General features: G+C 69.1%; 15 protein-coding genes. 6 read left to right on the top strand and 9 right to left on the bottom strand.

Annotated features, from left to right (window positions below; translation table 11 throughout):
* Window positions 1–87: 87 nt before the first annotated feature.
* Complete coding sequence (locus ACFXMV_RS17575; RefSeq protein WP_378498190.1) at window positions 88–690, top strand: glycine betaine ABC transporter substrate-binding protein; 603 nt, start codon at window positions 88–90, stop codon at window positions 688–690.
* A 73-nt stretch (window positions 691–763) separates the two neighbouring features.
* Here the strand turns inward: ACFXMV_RS17575 and ACFXMV_RS17580 are convergent, their stop codons facing one another.
* Genes ACFXMV_RS17580 through ACFXMV_RS17590 form a run of 3 tightly spaced genes read right to left on the bottom strand, consistent with a single transcriptional unit; the run spans window position 764 to window position 4,125 of the window.
* Window positions 764–1,666, bottom strand: coding sequence for an alpha/beta hydrolase (locus tag ACFXMV_RS17580; protein WP_378503193.1), 903 nt, complete (start codon window positions 1,664–1,666; stop codon window positions 764–766).
* Window positions 1,667–1,669: 3 nt separating this feature from the next.
* Window positions 1,670–2,500 carry an SDR family NAD(P)-dependent oxidoreductase gene (locus ACFXMV_RS17585; RefSeq protein ID WP_378500740.1) on the bottom strand — a complete coding sequence of 277 codons (831 nt, stop codon included), beginning with the start codon at window positions 2,498–2,500 and terminating at the stop codon, window positions 1,670–1,672.
* Window positions 2,497–4,125: a flavin-containing monooxygenase gene (locus ACFXMV_RS17590; RefSeq protein ID WP_378500741.1), complete on the bottom strand. Its 1,629-nt coding sequence runs from the start codon at window positions 4,123–4,125 to the stop codon at window positions 2,497–2,499. Before ACFXMV_RS17590 ends, ACFXMV_RS17585 begins: the two co-directional genes overlap by 4 nt.
* A 70-nt stretch (window positions 4,126–4,195) precedes the next feature.
* Here ACFXMV_RS17590 and ACFXMV_RS17595 point away from each other — a divergent pair, with 70 nt between their 5' ends.
* The 3 genes from ACFXMV_RS17595 (at window position 4,196) to ACFXMV_RS17605 (ending at window position 7,521) form a co-directional block, all read left to right on the top strand.
* Complete coding sequence (locus ACFXMV_RS17595; RefSeq protein WP_378500742.1) at window positions 4,196–4,807, top strand: TetR/AcrR family transcriptional regulator; 612 nt, start codon at window positions 4,196–4,198, stop codon at window positions 4,805–4,807.
* A gap of 130 nt (window positions 4,808–4,937) precedes the next feature.
* Entirely contained in the window at window positions 4,938–6,458 is a 1,521-nt protein-coding gene (locus ACFXMV_RS17600) for a multicopper oxidase family protein (protein WP_378500743.1), read from the top strand.
* A gap of 85 nt (window positions 6,459–6,543) precedes the next feature.
* Window positions 6,544–7,521, top strand: coding sequence for a hypothetical protein (locus ACFXMV_RS17605; protein WP_378500744.1), 978 nt, complete (start codon window positions 6,544–6,546; stop codon window positions 7,519–7,521).
* Here ACFXMV_RS17605 and ACFXMV_RS17610 read toward each other — a convergent pair.
* The 6 genes from ACFXMV_RS17610 to ACFXMV_RS17635 all read right to left on the bottom strand — a co-directional run bounded on the left by ACFXMV_RS17610 (window position 7,480) and on the right by ACFXMV_RS17635 (window position 18,651).
* The gene (locus ACFXMV_RS17610; RefSeq protein ID WP_378503210.1) at window positions 7,480–8,181 is read right to left on the bottom strand and encodes an AAA family ATPase; all 702 of its coding nucleotides are present in this window, start codon (window positions 8,179–8,181) and stop codon (window positions 7,480–7,482) included. The two genes, ACFXMV_RS17605 and ACFXMV_RS17610, sit on opposite strands and share 42 nt — an antisense overlap.
* 46 nt (window positions 8,182–8,227) lie before the next feature.
* On the bottom strand, window positions 8,228–11,989 hold the full coding sequence (locus ACFXMV_RS17615; protein ID WP_378503192.1) for a multifunctional oxoglutarate decarboxylase/oxoglutarate dehydrogenase thiamine pyrophosphate-binding subunit/dihydrolipoyllysine-residue succinyltransferase subunit: 3,762 nt from the start codon (window positions 11,987–11,989) through the stop codon (window positions 8,228–8,230).
* A gap of 109 nt (window positions 11,990–12,098) precedes the next feature.
* Window positions 12,099–15,935, bottom strand: a complete 3,837-nt coding sequence (locus tag ACFXMV_RS17620; RefSeq protein WP_378499720.1) for an ABC transporter ATP-binding protein — start codon at window positions 15,933–15,935, stop codon at window positions 12,099–12,101.
* Between the two features lie 44 nt (window positions 15,936–15,979).
* A complete protein-coding gene (locus ACFXMV_RS17625; protein WP_378499721.1) occupies window positions 15,980–16,741 on the bottom strand; it encodes an ABC transporter permease in 762 nt (253 codons plus the stop codon).
* A complete protein-coding gene (locus ACFXMV_RS17630) occupies window positions 16,738–17,697 on the bottom strand; it encodes an ABC transporter ATP-binding protein (RefSeq protein WP_378499722.1) in 960 nt (319 codons plus the stop codon). The genes ACFXMV_RS17625 and ACFXMV_RS17630 overlap by 4 nt, the downstream gene beginning before the upstream one ends.
* 105 nt (window positions 17,698–17,802) lie before the next feature.
* On the bottom strand, window positions 17,803–18,651 hold the full coding sequence (locus tag ACFXMV_RS17635; RefSeq protein WP_378499723.1) for an LLM class F420-dependent oxidoreductase: 849 nt from the start codon (window positions 18,649–18,651) through the stop codon (window positions 17,803–17,805).
* A gap of 112 nt (window positions 18,652–18,763) precedes the next feature.
* Between ACFXMV_RS17635 and ACFXMV_RS17640 the strand changes: the two genes are divergently transcribed.
* Both ACFXMV_RS17640 and ACFXMV_RS17645 read left to right on the top strand, forming a co-directional pair.
* Window positions 18,764–19,939 carry a YbfB/YjiJ family MFS transporter gene (locus ACFXMV_RS17640; protein WP_378499724.1) on the top strand — a complete coding sequence of 392 codons (1,176 nt, stop codon included), beginning with the start codon at window positions 18,764–18,766 and terminating at the stop codon, window positions 19,937–19,939.
* A 90-nt stretch (window positions 19,940–20,029) separates the two neighbouring features.
* Window positions 20,030–20,450: DUF222 domain-containing protein (locus ACFXMV_RS17645; protein WP_378614319.1), on the top strand; the 421-nt coding region annotated here is incomplete at its 3' end.

Here is a 20,450-nt window from a genome sequence, read left to right on the forward strand (position 1 = left end):
TCTCTCGGCCGCTCGAGATGGTGCTGGCCACCGAGTGTAACGATAGGGAGGACATTCGCTGGGTGAAGAGAGGGAGCGTGGCGCGCCATGACGGCTCGGTGGAGGAAGGTCGCGGTGACCACGATGTCCGCGGCGGCGATCGTGCTCGCCGGGTGCTCGGTGGACAATTCGCGTCTCGACGAGGCGCAGGCACCGGCGGCGATCACGGTCGGGTCGGGGGAGTCCGCGGAGTCGCAGGTCGTCGCGCAGATCTACGCGGAGATCCTGCGCGGCACCGGTTCCCCGGTCGAGGTGGCCGCCCCGACGACGCGCGCTGAGTACGTGGAGGAACTCGGCGCCGCGGACGTCACGGTGGTGCCGGATTTCACCGGGCAGCTACTGAACTACTTTCAGCCGGACTCGACGCTGACCGACCCAGACGAGGTGTTCGACGAGCTGAACAGGTCTCTGCCGGAGGGGCTATCGGTGTCCGACTTCAGCGATGCGGAATTGGAGGCCGAGGGGTCGGCGCCCGCGCAGAACGTGGTGCCGTTGATCCGCAACGGGGTGCTGACCGAGGACCAGGTCAAGGCGCTCAACGTCGTTGCGGGCGAGCTCACCTCGGCCGACCTGGCGCAGATGGGGGAGGCGGTGCGTGGTGGTCACCGTACCGCGGAGCAGGCAGCCGCGGACTGGCTCGCCGCCCGCTGAGCTCGGCACGGGTCGAACGGGCGGCTACCGGGGTCGCCTCTCGGCGTTTGCCCCGACAACCACCCGTTCGACGCTAGACCTTCGCGTGATCGAGCGCTGCGCGCAGGAAGTCGCCGAGTTCGCGCACGGCCTCGTTGGCCTCACGCAGGATCGACGCCTGCAGGTGCGCGACGTGCCACAGCTGCGGGTACTCGGTGAACTCGACCGGAACGCCTGCGGCACGCAGCTTGTCGACCAGCTCCACCACCTGTGGGTACAGCACCTCGGTGGTGCCGACGTGCACGATGGTCGGCGGCAGCCCGGCCAGTTCACCGCGTAGCGGCGCATAGCCGGGATCGGTCGGGTCGCCCCCACCCAGGTAGGCCGCTGACGAGATGGCGCCCCACGCGGCGCTGATGACGAGATCCCGCTCGAACGGGGCGTCCCGCGCGCTGGGATCCACCCACGGGGCGATCAGCCCGAGGGCAGCCGGGCGCACGTCGTGCACGTCGATCAGACGGCGAGCGGTGGCCACCGTCAGCCCGCCGCCGGCCGAATCACCGGCGATGGCAACTTGATCGGCGGTGTACCCGTGCTCGATGAGCAATTCCAGGTAGGCGTCGACGGCGTCCTCCAGGCCTGCCGGATACGGATCCTCCGGTGCGAGGCGATAGTCCAGCACGAACACCGCGGACTCGGACTCACGCGCGAGGTACGCGGCCAGGGACCGGTGGGTGGCGAGCGAGCCGAGGGTGTAGCCGCCGCCGTGCAGGTACAGCACGGCGGTGCGCCGCTCGCTGGCCCCGACCGTGACCCGTTCGGCCTTGCGGCCTGCGAGGGTCAGGGGTCGCACGACGGTGTCGCGCGGGAGCCGCTGCAGCGGGGAACCCGCCTCGAGCAGCGCGCGGGCCGCCGGCACCGGCATCTTGGCGTGCAGGGCCAGCCGATAGAAGGCACCGAGGTTCGCGGCGACCAGCCGTCGGGGCAGGAACACCACGGGCTACTTCGCCTTCGGCATGACACGGCCGGCGATCTCGGCAGTGATGCGCTGGTAGCCCGAACCGACCAGGCGGACCCAGGCGTCGAGGAACTTGGCGTCGGCGCCGATCAGTACCCGAGCCTTACCCTTCTGCACGCCGTTCACGATGACCTTCGCGGCCTGCTCGGGCGTCGTGCGCGCGAGCTTCTTGTCGAAGAAATCGGCGAAGACGTCGAGGTCCTCTCCTGGGCCTGCGGTGGCGTTGCGGGCGATGTTGGTCTTGATGCCGCCGGGGTGCACACAGGTCACCTTGACCGGGTGCTTGGCGATCAGCATCTCCTGGCGCAGCGACTCGGTGAAGCCGCGGACAGCGAACTTCGCGGAGTTGTAAGCGGTCTGGCCGGGCATCGAGAGCAGCCCGAAGAGGCTCGAGACGTTCACCACGTGCCCGTCGCCCGAGGCGACCAGGTGCGGCAGGAATGCCTTGGTGCCGTTGACGACTCCCCAGAAGTCCACGTCCATGATCTTCTCGATGTCCTTGAACTCGGACTTCTCGAACTCGCCGTGGTACGCGATGCCTGCGTTGTTGTAGATCTGGTTGACCTTGCCGAAGTGGGCGGCGACCGCGTCGGCGTAGGCCAGCACGGCCTCGCGCTGCGTGACATCCAGATGGTCGGACTTGACCTCGGCGCCGAGCGCCTCGGCCTGGCGGACGGTCTCGGCGAGTCCGACGCTGTCGAAGTCGGAGAGGGCGAGCCGGGCGCCCTTCCCCGCCAGGTTCAGCGCGAGCGCGCGACCGATGCCGGAGCCCGCTCCGGTGATGACCACGACCTTGCCTGCGAAATCGCTCACTGTGCAACAACCTTCTCGTCGTCGGCGGTGCCGACCGTGGATGTGGTGCCTGCCTCGATTTCGGCAACGATCTCGTCGCCGGTGATCGCGCGCAGATCCCTCGTTGCCACGGGCAGGTCGCTGGTGGCCACGCTGCGGTACGCGGCGAGGTCGAACTTCTTGGTCGTGTTGCGGAACTGGAAGGTGAAGCCAGGCCACAGCGTGGTGTTGTTGCCGTGCTTGTCGAGGTACCAGCTGGCGCATCCGCCGTTGTTCCAGACGCTGCGGGCGAGCTTGTCCTGCAGGTCCTTGTTGTAGGCGTCCTGCGCCTCCTGTCGGACCTCGATGGTCCCGATGCCGCCCCGCTCGATGGTGTTGATCGCGTCGACGACGTAGTTGAGCTGCGACTCGATCATGAAGACCATCGAGGTGTGGCCGAGGCCGGTGTTCGGGCCGACGAGGAAGAACATGTTGGGGAAGTTGGCGATCGCCGATCCCTTGTAGCCCTGCTGTCCGCTGTCCTCGAAGACCTGCGCGGCGGAGCGGCCATCCTTGCCGATGATCCCGGCGAAGGTGGGGGAGTCGGTGACGTGGAAGCCGGTGGCCACCACGATCGCGTCGACCTCCCGAGTCTTGCCGTCACGGTCGACGATGCCGTTGGCGGTGACCTCGGCGATGCCGTCGGTGACCAGGTCGACGTTCGGCTGGGCCAGCGCGGGGTAGTAGTTGTTCGAGATCAGCATGCGCTTGCAGCCGATCTGGAAGTTCGGGGTGACCTTCTTGCGCAGGTCCTTGTCCTTGATCTGCATGCGCAGGTGGCGCTCGGCCGCGAACTGCAAGGGCTTCATGAAGATCGGGGCCTTCGCCAGGCCGACGACCTGGGTCTCGCGCATCCAGTAGATGCCGGTGCGGGAGAGCTTCTGGAACCCGGGCAGGTACTTGAACGCGAGCTTCTCGACCTTGGTGTACTCGCGGTCCGCGCGGGGCAGCACCCAGGGCGCGGTGCGCTGGTAGACGTCGAGCCGGCCTGCCTTGGCGGCGAGCTGCGGGACGATCTGGATGGCGGAGGCGCCGGTGCCGATCACGGCGATCCGCTTGCCTGCCAGGTCCGCGTCGTGGTTCCAGCGTGCGGAGTGGAAGATCTCGCCCTGGAAGCCTTCGATGCCCTTGATGTCCGGCAGGGACGGCTCGCACAGCGCGCCGACGGCGGAGATCACGATCTTGGCGGTGAAGGCGCCGCGGGTGGTCTGCACCTCCCAGCGTGCGCTGACCTCGTTCCAGCGCGCCTCCTGGACGTCGCAGTTGAAGACGTGCTTGTCGAGCACGTTGTACTTGCGCGCGACCGAGCTGATGTAGTTCTGGATCTCCGGCTGCTTGGAGAACGACCGGGTCCAGGTCGGGTTCAGCGCGAAGGAGTACGAGTACAGATGCGACGGGACGTCGCAGGCCGCGCCGGGGTAGGTGTTGTCGCGCCAGGTGCCGCCGACCTCGCTGCCCCGCTCGAGGACGACGAAGTCCTGCTTGCCTTCTTGAACCAGTTTGATCGCGGCACCAAGGCCCGCGAAGCCACTGCCGATGATCAGGGTGTCGACGTGGCGGGGAGTTCCATCCGGCTTCACCGCAGTATCTGTAACTGGAAGACTCATGTATTGGATCGTAGGGGCTTGTTGAGCCCCGGTCAATAGCTTATTGACCCGAATTCAGTAGTCTGAGGCCATGGTGGTCACCAAGCGCATCCGGCTGAGCCCCGAGGAGCGGCGGGCACAGCTCATCGACCTCGGCGCACGCATGCTGGCCGAGCGTCCTCTCGAGCAGATCTCGGTCGAGGAAATCGCGGACCAGGCCGGGGTCTCCCGGGGCCTACTCTTCCACTATTTCGCCTCCAAGCACGACTTTCACCTGGCAATCGTGCGGCACGCCGGCGCCGAGATGCTCGAGCGGACCGAACCGGACCTGAGCCTCGAACCGCTCGAGATCCTCCGGTCGTCGATCGCCGCTTACGTCGACTACGTCTCGAACAACCGCAACACCTACGTGTCCCTGTTGCGCGGTACCGCCAGCGGCGACCCCGAGATGCGGGAAGAGTTCGAACGCACCCGCGCGACGATGGCCGAGCGGATCACCGCGCAACTCCCGAGGATCGGCATCGAACCCGGTCCGCGGATCACGCTCGCGGTCCGCGGCTGGATCGCGTTCGTCGAGGAGGCCACGATCAGCTGGCTCACCGATCCCGAGATCACCCGCGAGGAACTGATCGAACTGATCGTCACCGCGCTGCCCGCGGTCGCGATCAGTGCCGGGGCGGTCGGGTCGATGCTGGGCGCTTGACGGTGGGCGCCGACCGATCGGGGATAGACTTGTCGGCGTTCATGCGCCTCGATCCGGCACCTGACGGTCGAGGCGTAGCCGCTGCGTCGGCCGGCGCGGCAGCAAGGAGTCCGTCCGCGGAGGAGCCGCGATGGAACCTATGCCCCGCAGGGTCTTCCTGAAATACGCCGCCGTGGCGACGGTATCGGGGGGACTGGCCGCGGCGTGCTCGAGTGCGCCGCCCCAGGCTGCTCGGTTCATCACCCCGGCCGACCCCGAGATCGCGGCGCGCGAACGAGCGCTTGCGGGTTCGGCGACGGTGGTCCCGATGGCGCTGTCGGCCCGGCCGGTGGCCGTGGACCTCGGGGGAGTCGTGGCGAACACCTGGGGGTTCGCCTCGGAGGCGGTCGGACCCGAGATCAGGCTGCAGGCGGGCGAACGCCTGCGCGCGGAGGTGGCCAACGACCTGCCGGTCGGAACGACGATCCACTGGCACGGCATCGCGATCCGAAACGACATGGACGGCGTCCCGGTCCTCACGCAGCCGCCGATCGCGCCGGGGCAGACGTTCGTCTACGAGGCCGTGATGCCCGATCCGGGAACGTACTGGTACCACTCGCACTCCGGGCTGCAGCTCGACCGGGGACTGTCCGGGCCGCTGATCATCGAGGACCCGAACGAGAGCCTGCAGTACGACCACGAATGGACGGTGTTCCTGAAGGACTGGATGGACGGGATCACTGGCACCCCCGACGACGTCCTCCGCGAACTGTCGGCCGGGATGGGCGGCATGGAGGGAATGGGTGGGGAATCGGGCACCGCCCAGGCGCGGCCGCAGTACATGCTCACCGACGGCAAGAGCGCACTCCTCGGCGGAGACGCAGGCGACGTGAACTACCCCTATTACCTGGTGAACGGCAGGATCTCCACCGATCCGCCGCAGTTCACCGCGAAACCGGGCGACCGTGCCCGGCTGCGCATCATCAACGCGGGCGCCGACACCGCATTTCGCGTCGCGCTCGGCGGCCACGAGCTCATGGTGACGCACACCGACGGCTTCCCGATCAACCAGTTGCGGGCGGATGCGCTGCTGCTGGGGATGGGCGAGCGATACGACGCTCTGGTCACGCTGAAGGACGGGGTGTTCCCGCTCATCGCCTCGGCGGAAGGCAAGAACGCCCGCGCGCTGGCGATCGTCCGCACCGGTCCGGGCGGGCGCCCGCCGCCGGACGTGTCCGTGGCCGAGCTGGACGGAAACGTCCCGATGGCATGGGATATGTCGGCGACGGAGGCCGACAGCCTGCCGCGCCGCGACGTCGTCCGCACCCTCGACATCCGGCTGACGGGGTCGATGAGTCCGTACACGTGGAGCATCGACGGCGTCCCCTTCGACCCCAGCAGTATCGAGTCGAACCGATTCGGGGTGCGCGGCGGCGAACGCGTGCGAATCACGTGGCGGAACGACACCGACATGTGGCACCCCATGCACCTGCACGGCCACACATTTCAGATCGCCGAATCCGGTTCGCGCAACGACACCGTCATCGTGCTTCCCAAGACCGCGATGACGACCTACTTCGATGCCGACAACCCCGGGCGATGGGCCTTCCACTGTCACAACAGCTTTCATCAGGACCGGGGCATGATGGGGAGCGTCTCCTACGAGGTCTAGGTAGATCTCTCATACCTGGGTATGGGATCCGATCTCACCCCGCAGCGGGACGCGCTGATCGGGCCCGCCTCCCTACCGTCGGTACATGGACATCCTCGGATCACAAGTCCGCCCACTGCTTTCCCGTCAACGGCCACTCATGGTGATGGTCGCCGCGATGGTGTTTCTGGCATGCGCGGCCGCCGTCGGCATGGTCGTCGACGACCGAACGCTGCTGGGGGTGTCGATCTGGGTCAAGCCGTTCAAGTTCGCGATCGCCTTCGCCCTGTACGGCGCCACCCTGGCGTGGATGCTGAACCTGCCGCACAGGGGAAGTCGCTGGACGCGCGCACTGGCTGCGGTCTTCGCCGTCGCCGGCCTCGCCGACGTCGGCTTCATCGCGCTTCAGGCGGCTCGCGGAACCTTCAGTCACTTCAACAAGTCCGACGACATCATCAACTCCGTGGGGCAGACGATCTTCATGTACGGCGTGCTGGGGCTTTTCGCCGCCAATCTGGTGATCGCCGTGATCCTGCTGCGACAGCGGCTGACAGACCGTCCGACGACCCGGGCGATCAAGGCCGGGCTGTGGCTCGCGCTGGCCGGGATGGCGATCGCCTACCTGGTGGGGTTCCAGGGCGATCAGTCGGCGCGCGACGCGAACGGCCGCATGGTCGAACTCGGCGCCCGCCACACCGTCGGGGCGACCGACGACCGTTCCGGCATGCCGATCACCAACTGGAGCACCACCGGCGGCGACCTGCGCATCCCACACTTCGCCGGGCTGCATGCCCTGCAGGTCCTGCTGCTGGCCGCGGTGATCCTAGCGGCGCTCGCCCCGCGCGTTCCGTGGCTCCGGGCGGAGCCCGCCCGGGCCGCGGTGATGGGGGTGCTGGCCGGCGGCTACACGGGTCTGCTCGCGCTGCTGACCTGGCAGGCGCTGCGCGGCCAGCCGCTGACCGAACCCGATCTGCTCACCGTGGTGGCGGCGGGCGGTGTGATAGCGGGGACCGCGTTCGGCGTCTACGCGGTCCGGGCGAGCTCACAGGTGCCGCAGGAACCGCTCCGGACCGTCCAGGAATGAACGCCAGTTCCGGACCAGGTCGAGGTCCTCCCACTGCGGGTGCTCGGTGCCTGCCTCGGTCAGCTCCCATATCTCGGCGTCGGGGCACGCCGCCAGCACGGGGGAGTGGGTCGCCATGATCACCTGGGAGCCCTCGGCCGCCAGGTCCTTGATCACGCCGAGCAGCGCCAGGCAGGACTGGAACGACAGCGCGGCCTCGGGTTCGTCCAGGATCCACAGGCCGACGCCGACCGGACGGTCCGCCACGTACCGCAGGAACGACTGGCCGTGGGAGAGTTCGTTGAGGCCCTGGTCGGTGTCCCGGACGCGATCGGCGTCGGCCCGGTCGAAGAGCGAGTGCATCGACTCGGCTCGCAGGAAGCAGCCGCCGTACGGCCTGGGCTGCGCGCCGATACAGGTCAGGTGACGCGGCAGGTCGGTGTCTTCCGCGCTGCCGCCCGCCGACCACAGCCGGTCCTGGGCCCCGCGGAATCCGCCCTGCCAGGCACCGGCGATCGCCTCGACCAGCGTCGACTTGCCGACACCGTTCTCGCCGACGATGACCGTCACAGGGCTGGTGAAATCGATTCCGTCCCGACGCAATTCGCTGATCGCGGGCACGTCGAGATACCACGAAGCCGGGTCGAATCCGCTCCTGGGAGTGAATTCGACCCGGCTCAGTGGCAATTGCACGGCTCGCCGTGGTGGCAGCGTCGGTTCGGTCAACCTACGAGGTCGGCTTGAACGCCTCGTCGATGATCTCCTGCTGCTCGACGGCGTGCACCTTGCTCGAACCCGAGGACGGGGCGGACATGGCACGGCGGGAGATCCGCTTGATCCCGGTCAGCTTGTCGGGGATCAGCTCCGGCAGTGCCAGGCCGAACAGCGGCCAGGCACCCTGGTTCGCCGGTTCCTCCTGCACCCAACGGAACTCGGTCGCGTTCGGGTACCAGTCGAGGGTCTCGCGCAGGCGGCGACTCGGCAGCGGGTACAGCTGCTCGATCCGCACGATCGCGACGTCCTCGCGGTTGTCCTTCTGCTTGCGGGCCAGCAACTCCCAGTACAGCTTTCCGCTGACCAGCAGCACGCGCTTGACCTTGTCGCGCGGGGCGCCGCCGGTCTCGTACGCCGGCTCCTCGAACACCGAGCGGAACTTGCCGGTGGTGAAGTCCTCGAGGTTGCTGACCGCAGCCTTGTTGCGCAGCATCGACTTCGGGGTGAACACCACGAGCGGGCGCCGGATTCCGTCGAGGTGATGGCGACGCAGCAGGTGGAAGTACGACGCCGGGGTGGACGGCACCGCCACGGTCATCGAGCCCTCCGCGCAGAGCTGGAGGAAGCGTTCGATGCGGCCGGAGGTGTGGTCCGGTCCCTGGCCCTCGTGGCCGTGCGGCAGCAGCAGCACGACGTCGGAGAGCTGGCCCCACTTCGCCTCACCGGAGGAGATGAACTCGTCGATGATCGTCTGCGCGCCGTTGACGAAGTCGCCGAACTGCGCCTCCCACAGCACCAGCGCGTCGGGGTTGCCCACCGAGTAGCCGTACTCGAAGCCCACGCCCGCGTACTCGGTCAGCGCCGAGTCGTAGACCATGAACTTGCCGCCGTTGCCTGCGTTCGCCGCGATCGCCGAGATCGGGTTGTACTCGCCGCCGGTCTTGCGGTCGATGAGCACTGAGTGGCGCTGGGTGAACGTGCCGCGACGCGAGTCCTGGCCGGTCAGGCGGACGAGGGCGCCCTGCTCGACCAGCGAACCGAAGGCCAGCAACTCCGCGTACGCCCAGTCGATCTTGCCGTCCCTGGACATCTCGTGACGCTTCTCGATGACCGGCTTGACTCGCGGGTGCACGGTGAAGCCCTCGGGCACGTTCACGAACGCGTCGCCGATCCGCTCGAGGACCGCCTGGTCGACGGCGGTGGTCAGGCGGGCGGGCGGGGTCTGGTCGAGCTCGACCGACTCCGACGGCTCCGGCTTGAACTTCTCGAGCTCACGAACCTCGTTGAACACCCGCTCGAGCTGACCCTGGTAGTCACGCAGGGCGTCTTCCGCTTCCTTGAGCGAGATGTCGCCTCGGCCGATCAGGGCCTCGGTGTAGCTCTTGCGGACGCTGCGCTTGGTGTCGATCAGGTCGTACATCGCCGGCTGCGTCATCGACGGGTCGTCGCCCTCGTTGTGGCCACGGCGGCGGTAGCAGATCATGTCGATGACGACGTCCTTGCCGAACTCCTCGCGGTAGTCCACGGCGAGCTGCGCGACCCAGACACAGGCCTCGGGGTCGTCGCCGTTCACGTGGAAGACCGGCGCGGCGATCATCTTCGCGACGTCGGTGCAGTACTCCGAGGAGCGGGAGTGCTCCGGGGCGGTGGTGAAGCCGACCTGGTTGTTGACCACGATGTGCACGGTGCCGCCGGTGCGGTAGCCGCGCAGCAGCGACAGGTTCAGCGTCTCCGCGACCACACCCTGGCCTGCGAACGCGGCGTCGCCGTGCAGCATCAGCGGCAGCACGGTGAAGCCTTCTTCGCCCTTGTCGAGGATGTCCTGCTTGGCGCGGACGAGGCCCTCGAGCACCGGGTCGACGGCCTCGAGGTGCGACGGGTTCGCGGTGAGCGAGACCTTGATGTCGTTGTCGCCGAACATCTGGATGTAGGTGCCCTCGGCGCCGAGGTGGTACTTCACGTCGCCGGAGCCGTGCGCGGCCGCCGGGTTCATGTTGCCCTCGAACTCGGTGAAGATCTTCGAGTACGGCTTGCCGACGATGTTGGCGAGCACGTTGAGGCGACCGCGGTGCGGCATGCCGATGACGACCTCGTCGAGCTCGTGCTCGGCGCTCTGGTCGATGACGGCGTCCATCATCGGGATGACCGACTCGGCGCCCTCGAGCGAGAACCGCTTCTGGCCGACGTACTTGGTCTGCAGGAAGGTCTCGAATGCCTCGGCGGCGTTCAGCTTGCTCAGGATGTACTTCTGCTGTGCGACCGTCGGCTTGACGTGCTTGGCCTCGACGCGATCCTGCAGCCACTGCTGCTGCTTGGGGTCGAGGATGTGCGTGTACTCGACGCCGATGTGGCGGCAGTACGCGTCGCGCAGGATGGAAAGCACGTCGCGCAGCTTCATCCGCTGCTTGCCGTGGAAGCCGCCGACGTTGAACTGACGATCGAGGTCCCACAGGGTCAGGCCGTGGGTGGTGACGTCGAGGTCGGGGTGGCTGCGGAACTTGTCCTTGACGAACTGCAGCGGATCGGTGTCCGCCATCAGGTGGCCGCGGTTGCGGTACGCGGCGATCAGTTCGAGGACGCGGGTGCTCTTGTCGATGTCCGTCGCGAAGACGTCCTGACGCCACCGCACGGGCTCGTACGGGATGTGCAGCGCGTGGAAGATCTCGTCGTAGAAGTCGTCGCTGATCAGCAGGTTGTGGATGGTCCGCAGGAAGTCGCCGGACTCCGCGCCCTGAATGATCCGGTGATCGTAGGTCGAGGTCAGCGTCATCAGCTTGCCGACGCCCATCTCGGCGATCTTCTCGTTGCTGGCGCCCTGGAACTCTGCCGGGTACTCCATTGCGCCCGCGCCGACGATGGCGCCCTGGCCCTGCATCAGGCGCGGCACCGAGTGCACGGTGCCGATGGTGCCGGGGTTGGTCAGCGAAAGGGTGACGCCGGACATGTCCTCGGCGGTCAGCTTGCCGTCGCGGGCGCGGCGGACGATGTCCTCGTACGCGGCGTGGAACTGGGCGAAGTTCATCGCCTCGGTGCCCTTGATCGCGGCGACGGCCAGCGCGCGGCTGCCGTCCTTGCCGGGCAGGTCGATGGCCAGGCCGAGGTTGGTGTGCGCGGGGGTGACCGCGTTCGGCTTGCCGTCCACCTCGGCGAAATGCCGGTTCATGTTCGGGAAGGCCTTGACGGCCTGGACGATGGCGTAGCCCAGCAGGTGGGTGAACGAGATCTTGCCGCCGCGGGTCCGGGCGAGGTGGTTGTTGATGACGACGCGGTTGTCGAACATCAGCTTCGCCGGGATCGCGCGCACGCTGGTGGCGGTGGGAATCGCGAGCGAGGCGGACATGTTGCGCGCGACCGCGGCAGCCGCGCCACGCAGGACCTTGGACTCGGCCGTGGGAGCGGGCGTGGCAGGCGCCGGCTTCGCGGGGGCAGCGGCCGCGGGCTTCGCGGGTGCGGCAGCCGCGGGCTTGGCGGCAGGCGCGGGCGGGGCTGCAGGCGCGGGCGGGGCTGCAGGCGCGGGCGGCGCCGCCGGCGGGGCGGCAGCGGCGGGGGCCGGGGCAGCGGCGACGGGCGCTGCAGTGCCGTTCGTCGGGGCGGGGGCAGCGGGCACCGCGGGGGTGCTCACGCCGTTGCCGGCCCCGGAGGTATCTGGCGTGTAATCGGTGAGGAATTCGTGCCAACTCGCGTCGACGGATGACGGGTCCTTTTGGAACCTCTGGTACATCTCGTCGACCAGCCACTGGTTCTGTCCGAATTGTGACGTAGAACTGCTGCTCACGGCAGGTGTTCGCCTCGTTTCTCTCTTGGTCCCAGATCAGCGCGGATAGACCTGAGGCTAGACCCCATCTGTGACGGGCGCGCACCGGGCGGCCGCCGAGTGAAGTACATCACTTCAGGCCGCCGGGTTCACTACTATCGATGACGGCTAGTCGCCCCGAATTATTCCCCGCCCGGCTCTGAGCTGCATCCCAGAGTCCCTCATAGTGACCACCGGCACGTCGCAGATCGCCGTGCCTGCCGCATTCCACGATTCGTCCCCCGTCGATCACCACGACGAGGTCGGCCTGCGCGGCGGTCGCCAGGCGGTGGGCCACGATGACGGCGGTCCGGCGCCGGGCGAGCAGCCGGCCCGCCTCGAGCACGGTTCGCTCGGTCGCGGGATCGAGCGTTGCGGTGGCCTCGTCGAGCAGCAGGAGGTCGGGGTCGACCAGCTCCGCGCGGGCCAAGGCGATCAGTTGTCGTTGCCCGGCCGACAGTCCCTGGCCGCGCTCGCCGATCGGCTGGAACATCCCGCCGCGGAAGCCGGCGATGGTGTGCAGCGCCCCGACCGCGCGGGCGGCGGCGACGATCTCGTCGCGGGTGGCGTCGGGCCTGCCGTAGGCGATGTTGCTCGCGACGTCACCGGAGAACAGGTGCGCCTCCTGCGGGACGACGCCGAGGCGGCCGCGGTACTGGTGCAGCGGGTAGCGGCGCAGGTCGACGTCGTCGACGCGGACAGAGCCCTCGGTCGGGTCGTAGAACCGGGCGAGCAGCTTGACCACGGTGGACTTGCCCGCGCCGGTCTTGCCGACGAGCGCGACGGTCGTGCCCGGCTCGATCCGCAGGTCCACGTCGCTCAGCGCGTCCCGGTCGGCGCCGCGGTACCGGAACCTCACCGCGTCGAGGGCCACCTCGCCGCGCAGGTGGCCGTCGATGTGGGCGAGCGCAGCGACGGGGGATGTCTCAGCGGTGTCGGCCTGCGTGGCCGTCTCAATAGAGCTCGGTGTGCGCAGCAGGTCGCCGATGCGGCGCAGGCCGACGCTCGCCTGCTGGTAGCCGTCGAACACCTGCGAGAGCTGTTGGATGGGGCCGAACAGCAGCCCCAGGTAGAGCACGAACGCGACCAGCGTGCCCGCGGTGGCGTCCCCGCTTGCGACCTCGCGGGCCCCGACCAGGACGACCGCGGCCAGCGCCAGGTCCGAGAGCAGGGTGATGAACGGGAAGAAGATCGAGATCGCGAGCTGCGAGCGCATCCGGCTGCGGCGGTAGCTGTCGGCGCGCTCCGCGAAGCGTTCGGCCGCGAAGTCCTCCCTGCGGTAGGCCTGGGCAGCGCGCAGGCCCGCGATGTTCTCCTGGAAGTCGGCGTTCACGATGGAGATGCGTTCGCGCGACACCGAATACGCGACGGAGGACACCCGCCTGAAGATCAGGGTGGCGACGATCAGCAGCGGCACCACCGCGAGGGCGACCAGCGCGAGGACGACGTCCGTGAGCAGGAGTGCCACCGAGATACCGACGATGGTGAGGACGCTGACCACGGCGGTCGACAGGCCGGTCTGGAGGAACGACGACAGCGCGTCGACGTCAGTGGTCATCCGGGTCATGATGCGGCCGGACAGCTCGCGCTCGTAGTAGTCGAGTCCGAGCCGTTGCAGGTGGGCGTAGCTGCGGACCCGCAGGCCGTAGAGGACCTTCTCACCCGCGCGGGCGGTGATGACCGTCATCACGGCGACCACCACCCAGTCCGCGGCCACCAGCACGACCCCCGCGGCGGTCGCCCACCACAGTGCTGAGGGCTGGTCGGGGACCACACCGTGGTCGATCGCGAACTTCACGATCGACGGGAACACCACACCGGCCAGCGAATCGAGCGCGAGGCAGGCGACCACCGCGGCCAGGATCCACCGGACCGGACGCAAAAGCGTCGCCAGTCGGAAGTCGGAATCGGGCCTGCGCAGTCCCGTGTCGTCCATCCGCGGGTCCTCGGTGGCAGCAGGCAACGCCTCGACCGCCGCGCGCAGCTCGGGTGTGCCCGCGACGTCGCCGAGGGCGCCGGACATCGGACCGCCGCCGCCACCTCCGCCGTGCCCGTGCCCCGCCGCCGGGGCCGGATTGCCCGAGACGGTCGCGTCGAACTCGGCCGAGGGCACCGTCGCGGGCCACAGCTGCGCTTCGGTGGGTTCGGGTCCGGCGGGCGACGGCGTCTCGTCGGGTTGCACGGCGTCGGGGTCGGGGTCGGCGAGCAGGGCGCGGAACAGCGGGCAGCGTGCGTCGAGCTCGGCGACCGTCCCGGTGTCGATGATCCGGCCGTCGTCGAGGACGGCGACCCGGTCCGCCAGGGTCAGCGTCGAGCGCCGGTGCGCAAGGATCAGCGTGGTCCGATCGCGTTGGGAGCGCAGGGTGTCGAAGATCGCGGCCTCGGTCGCGGCATCGACGGCCGAGGTGGCGTCGTCGAGGATGAGCAGCCGCGGCGCGACCAGCAGCGCGCGGGCCAACGCGACCCGCTGTCGCTGACCGCCGGAGAGGGTGAGTCCGCGCTCGCCGACGACGGTGTCGTAGCCGTCCGGCAGTGCCTCGATGAACTCGTCGGCCTGCGCCATCTTCGCGGCGATCGCGATCTCCTCGGCGCTCGCGTCGGACCGGCCGAGCGCGATGTTGGCGGAGATCGTGTCGGAGAACAGGAACGGCTCGTCGAAGACCAGCCCGACTGCCTCGCGTAGCTGATCGCCGCGCAGGTCCGTCACGTCGAACGACTGCCCGTCCGCGGTGAGTCCGACGCTGCCCGCGCTGGGGGCGTAGAAGCGGGGGAGCAGCAGGGACAGCGCGGTCTTGCCGGAGCCGGCCCGGCCCACGACGGCGACGGTCTCGCCGGGAGCGAGGTCCAGGTCGAGGTCGCGCAGCACGTCGCGTCCGGGCTCGAATCCGAACGTGACCCCGCGCAGCCGGACACCGATCGGCCCGGCGGGCAACGCGATCGGGCGCGCGGGGTCCGCGACCGAGGGCTCGGTGTCGATCACCTCGTAGACGCGTTCGACCGCGGCCCGCGACAACTGGGCCATGATCACCACCGACGACAGCAGCCGGGTGACGTTCGACATGGTGGCGACGTAGGTCGCGAACGCGAGGAAGGTGCCCACGGAGATCGAGCCCTGTAGCGCCAGCGCGCCGCCGAGGGCGATCACCCCCACCAGCCCGAGTTGCGGCAGCGCGGCCATCGTCGGCGCGAAGCGGGAGTTGATCCGGGCGGCCCGCATCCGTTCCGCGTACAGGTCGCGGCCGAGGTCCTCGAGGCGCTGCACCGCCCGGGCCTCCTGCCCGAAACCCTTGACCACGCGTACCCCGGTGACGGTCTCCTCGACGTGCTGGGCGAGGTCCGCGGCACGTTGTTGGGCGGACCAGGTGGCCGCGTACAGCGTCGGCCGGATCCGCCAGACCACCAACGACACCGCGGGCACGACGAGGAGGGCGACGACCGTGAGCAGCGGCGAGAGGTAGGCCATCACGACGATCGCGAGCAGGAACTGGATCAGCGCACCCGCGGACAGCGGGACCATCGCGAGCAGGCCCTGCACCAACTGCAGGTCCGTGATCGAGCGGGACACCACCTGTCCGGTACGGATCTGGTCCTGGCCGGCGCCGTCGAGGCGCTGCAGCGAGCCGAGCAGCCCGAGTCGGAGGTCGTGCTGCACATCGATCGAGAGTCGGCCCGCGAGCATCCGGCGGCCGAACTGGCAGCCGAACCGGACCACGGCCAGCGCCGCGATGGTCGCGGCCACGGTGGCGATCATCTCGGTGTCGCCCGACGTGGCGTCGTCGATCGCGATCCGGGTCAGCAGCGGGAACGAGATGTCGATGATCGCGGCGATCACCGTGACCGTGAGCGCGCCGAGCGCGACGGTCCGGTGGGCCCAGCATTCGGCCGTCAGCCGTCGTATCCAGCCGCGTGCACTCTCCGAGTTCGCCATCGAAAGCCACGGTAGCCCCGGGGTCCGACGCGGAATCCTCAGGCCTAGGTGACGTCGCGGCCCCGCGTCAGCCACCAGCCGAGGCCGAAGGACAGCGCGGCCCAGGCCAGCAGAGCCACCGGCGCGAGCGGCCACGGCGCGGTGTCGGCGAGCCCGTCGGTGGCGGCACCAAGCACGGTGGACAGGGTGAGGGCGCCGGGCAACCACTGCCCGGCCGCGCCTGCGCCGAACCCGGCGAGGATCGAGCCGACGATCATCTCGCCGACCGGAAACCAGGCCAGCAGGACGATCGCGGCGCCGATCGAGGACGCGAACGCCAGCCCGAGTCCGGCCCCGATCAGCGACCAGGCCACCGCGGCGAGTACGCCGATGCCGAGCAGTCCCAGCAGGGTGCCGTCGAATTCGAGTGCGCCGCCGAAGGCCATCAGGGCGACCATCGCGACGGCCACGGCCGCGATGGCGTACAGCGCGCCGAACGCGGCCGTCACGATCAGCTTCGCGGCGAGCACCCCGTCCCGGCTCGAGGACGTCAGGAAGGTGGGAGTCAGTGTGCTGTACCGGAATTCGGTGCCCGCATTCACCGCGCCGAACAGGCCGGCGAACAGCGCGACCCAGCCGATGGTGATGAAGAGCCCGACGTTCGCCGCGCTGGTGGTGAGCTCCGCGTCCATGGTGGTGAGGGTGCCGTCGACGGCGGCGAAGATCGCCCCGGAGAACAGGGCGACCGCCAGCGGTGCGATCGCCAGCGCCCACCAGAAGCGCAGGGTGGTGACCTTGCGCAGTTCGGAGGTGAGCAGCGCGGTCATCGGGAACCTCCGTACGGGTAGCCCTGCGGTCCGTAATGCTCGGCCGCGTACCGGCCGGAAGTCATCGACAGGAACACCTGCTCGAGATCGACCGGTTCGGCGATGGCGCCGAAGATGCGGACTCCGGCTGGCTGTGCGATCGCGGCGATCGTGTCGAGTTCCGCGCCGGTGACGGCGAGGCGGCCGTCGGGCAGCACCTGGGCGTCGATGATCCCGTTGGCGGCGAGGGCGATCGCGAGGGCGGCGGGGTCGGACCCGGCGACCAGCACCCGGCCCCGGCGCGAGCGCCGCAACTCGTCGATGCCGCCCTGATAGACGAGGCTGCCCTGGCTCACGATGACCAGGCGGTCGACGGTCTGCTCCACCTCGCGGAGGATGTGGCTGGAGACGAGGACGGTGTGGCCGGATCCGGCGAAGGCCCGGAGGAACTCGCGCAGCCACGCGATGCCCTCGGGGTCGAGGCCGTTGGCGGGTTCGTCGAGGACCAGGATCTGGGGGTCGCCGAGTAGCGCGGTGGCCAGCGCGAGCCGTTGCCGCATGCCGAGCGAGAAGGTGCCGGCCTTGTGGTGTGCGGCCTGGTCGAGCCCGACCAGTGCAAGGACCTGCCGGGCGCGGGCGTCGGGGAGCCCGATCGCGGCCGTGTAGATCAGGAGATGACCGAGTGCGGTCCGGTTCGGATGCAGGCTGAGCGAGTCGAGGACCGCGCCGACCACGCGGGCGGGTTGCCTGAGTTCGGAGAACGGCACACCGGCGACGGTGGCGGTGCCGGACGTGGGACGCACCAGCCCGAGCAGCATCCGCAGCGTGGTGGTCTTGCCGGCGCCGTTCGGGCCGAGGAACCCGGTGATCGAGCCATGCGGAACGGTGAAGGCCAGATTCGACACGGCGTCAACGGTTTTGAACCGCTTGGTCAGTCCGATCGCCTCGAGTGCCGCCGGGGACCCCCCTGCGCTCATGCCGTGCCCTCCCTCGTGATGGGCGCCAGCATATGCGGCTCCGCCGCAGTGGTGCGCTTATGGAGTACGTAGACCCCGTAAGCGCACCACTGCGGCGAAGCCGCATCAGTACAGTGCGGCGGCGAGCGCGGAGAGGGCGGGCAGCTGGTCGCCGTCGACGGGGAGCGCCTGGATAGCGACGTGGTTCGCGCCCGCGTCGAGGTGTTCGGTGAGGCGGGCGGCGATCGCGGCGGCATCGCCGTGCGCGACCAGGGCGTCGATCACCCGGTCGCTGCCGCCGTCGGAGAGTTCGGCCTCGGTGAATCCGAGCCGGGTGAGGTTCGCGATGTAGTTCTGTAGGTGCAGATAGGGGTTTTCCACGACCGGGCGGCCGATCGCCCTTGCGGCCGCGGCGTCGGTGTCGAGCACGATCTTGTGCTCGGGTGCGAGAAGTGGTTCGGGGCCGAGCAACTCGCGCGCCTCGCGGGTGTGTTCGGGGGTGGTCAGGTAGGGGTGCGCGCCCGCGGTGCGGTCCGCGGCGAGCCTGAGCACGCGCGGTCCTAGGGCCGCGAGGACACGGCGCCCGGCGGGGACCCCGGCCGCGTCGAGTTCGTCGAGATAGGAGACGAGTGCCTGGTAGGGCTTCGCGTAGACCTGTCCGGAGTGCTCGGGATGACCGGCGCCGATGCCGAGCAGGAACCTGCCCGGGTGGCGCGCCTCCAGCCGGTGGAACGACGCGGCGACCTCGGCGGCGGGGGAGACCCAGATGTTGGTGATCCCGGTGGCGACGGTGAGATCGGTGGTCGCGTCTAGCAGGGACTCGGCGGTCACGAGGTCCGCGGGTGGGGAGCCGCCGAGCCAGACGGTGCCGTAACCCAGTCGCTCCATCGCCTGCCCGAACTCGGGAGTCGCAAAGTACGCGGGCTGCCACACACCGATTCGGCCGAGATTGGGTGTTTCTTCGATGACGCTCATGGGCTCTCCGTCCGATTGGCTTGCCATGGGGGCGCTTTGCGCAACCCCGCGACGCGAGAGTTCATTCCGGCAGCTGATTCGGCGATTTTGGGCGGGTCGTAGCCTGCAGGGCATGGTTACCGAGGGCAACGATCGGATGCTCGTGTTGCGCGCGAGCATCACGCTGGCGGTCGCCATGGGGCTGGGCCGGTTCGCGTTCACCCCGATCCTGCCGTTGATGGCGGATCAGGCGGGCCTGACCGCGGAGTCCGCGGCGACCCTGGCGACGGCGAACTATCTCGGCTACCTCGTCGGCGCGGTGGTCGCGATCTTCGCGCACTGGATTCCACGGAGCAGGCCCGCGATGCGGGTATCGCTGCTCCTGCTGATCGCGACTCTGGCGTTGATGCCTGCGGCCGAGTCGATGTCGCTGTGGCTGGCGTTGCGGTTCCTGGCCGGTGTCGCCAGCGCGGTGCTGTTCGTCTTCACCGCGCGGGTGGCCCATCAGCAGGTCACGGGCGGCGGGGACGGCGTCGGCTGGGTGTTCGGCGGGATCGGGGCCGGAATCGCGTTGTCCGGCTTCGCCCTTCTCGCGCTGGGGTCCAGCGGATCATGGCGGGTGAGCTGGCTGGTCGTGGCCGGGTTGGCGGCGGTGCTCGCCGCGTTCTCGTGGTCACTGCCGGGCGGTGATCCGGCGGCTGCTGACTCGGTGGCAGGGGCGGCGCCGGTATCGCGCCGGGCCCGGACGAGGTTCGCCTGGTTGATGGCGGCCTACTTCTGCGAAGGCCTCGGCTACATCGTGTCCGCGACCTTCATCGTGGCCGCGGTGGCGTCCATCGGAACGACGGCCTGGCTGGGTAGCGCGGTGTGGATCGCGGTCGGTCTGGCCGGGCTGCCGTCCTGTGTGTTGTGGATCAGGCTGTCACGCAGGCACTCCCGGGTGACGATGCTCGCGGCGGCCTTCGCTGTGCAGCTGGTCGGGGTGGGGGCCTCGGCGCTCTTCGATTCCACGGCGGTGCAATTGCTCGCGGCGCTCGCCTTCGGCGGGACGTTCATGGGGATCGTGATGCTGACGTTGGCGGAGGGCACGGAACTGGTGGGCCCGCGCGCTCCCGCGATCGGCACGGCGCTGTACGGGGTCGGGCAGGTGCTGGGTCCGCTGATGGTGGCCCCGTTGCTCGACGGCGGGTATTCGCGGTCTCTCGCGGTGGCGGCCGGGGTCCTGGTGCTCGGATTGGCGTTCCTGATGCCGCTGCTTCGTTCCGGGCGGGTGGCTGCGCCGGAGCAGGTCCCCGTGGTCTCACGCTGACGATGGTCGCGGGGTGGCACGTGGTCCCGGGCCCTGCCAGTTCACCTCGGGACCTGGAATCTGTCGGACCCGAGGCGTAGTGTCGAATACATGTTCGAATCGCGTGGTGAGGTCAGGGACGGCGAGGTGAGGTCCGGCGCCGAGGCGGGGGCCTTCTCGCTGCTCGATGATGTCGCTGCGTTGGAGGATGTCGGGTTGTCGTGTGTGGCCGAGAATCGTTTCGCGGCGCGGAAGGTGTTGGCGGCGGGTCGGTTCTGGGAGTCGTGGATCGAGCGTGATGTGCGGTTGGGGTCGGGCGACATCATGGACTGCGGCAACGGTGCGATCGCGGAGCTTTCGGTGCGGATGGGGTGTTCGAAGACGGTCGCTGAGTCGCATGCGTCGTTGGGGATGGATCTGTGGTTGCGGTTGCCGCGGGTGCGGGCGGAGTTTGAGGCGGGGTGGCTGGATCTGTCGCGGGTTCGGGTGGTCTCTCGGGAGACGATGGGGTTGAAGCCGGAGACGGTGGCGG

Source organism: Rhodococcus sp. NPDC059179, assembly GCF_042754885.1.
Lineage (GTDB): Bacteria > Actinomycetota > Actinomycetes > Mycobacteriales > Mycobacteriaceae > Rhodococcus_G.